Source organism: Halolamina salina (genome assembly GCF_042678005.1).
In the GTDB taxonomy this organism is placed as follows: domain Archaea; phylum Halobacteriota; class Halobacteria; order Halobacteriales; family Haloferacaceae; genus Halolamina; species Halolamina salina.
This window is the reverse complement of record NZ_JBHUDH010000125.1, coordinates 1,446-2,085: the sequence shown is the minus strand read 5'-3', so window position 1 is coordinate 2,085 and position 640 is coordinate 1,446. Positions and strand designations below refer to the sequence as shown.

The 640-nt window shown below is 72.8% G+C and carries 1 protein-coding gene; it reads left to right on the top strand.

Annotated elements, in window-relative coordinates; translation table 11 throughout:
- Nucleotides 1–14: 14 nt before the first annotated feature.
- A partial coding sequence (locus ACFR9S_RS11140; RefSeq protein ID WP_379818668.1) for a LysE family translocator occupies nt 15–640 on the top strand: 626 nt, incomplete at its 3' end.

Genomic DNA, 640 nt, shown 5'->3' with positions numbered 1-640 from the left:
CCCTTCGTCCCGTCGTGTTCGACCTCGTCCCGTCGCTCGTCGCCGGCGCCGCGTTCGGGCTCGCGCTCGCGGCGCCGCCGGGGCCGATGAACGCCGTGATCGCCGAGGAGAGCGTGCTCCGCGGCTGGACCGCGGGCGCGAAAGCCGGGCTCGGCGCGGGGCTGGCGGACTTCGTGTTCTTCCTGCTCGCGCTCGGCGGCGTCGTCGGCGTCGTCCAGCAGTACCCGACCGCACAGGGTGTCATGTTCGGCGTCGGCGGGCTACTGATGTGTTACTTCGCCTACGGCGCCGCGTCGGGGGTCCGGGAGTCGTTCGCGCCCTCGTCAGTCGGCGGAGCGACCGAACGCAGCGGGAACGGATCGACCGAGCCGCCGCTCGCCGACGACGAATCGACGGGGTTCCGCCGCGCGTTCGTGCTCGCGCTCACGAACCCCTACCAGATCCTGTTCTGGCTGACCGCCGGCGTCGGGCTGCTCGACCCCGGGACGCTCGACGTGCTGGCGGTGCTCCCCTACGTCGGCGAGGCGCTCACGGGCCTGTTCGTCGTCGAGACGGGTAGCCCGGCGCTGATCGTCGGCCTGTTCGGTGGCGTCGCGCTCTGGCTGGTCAGTTTCCCGGCGGCGCTGGTACAGGCCGGCCG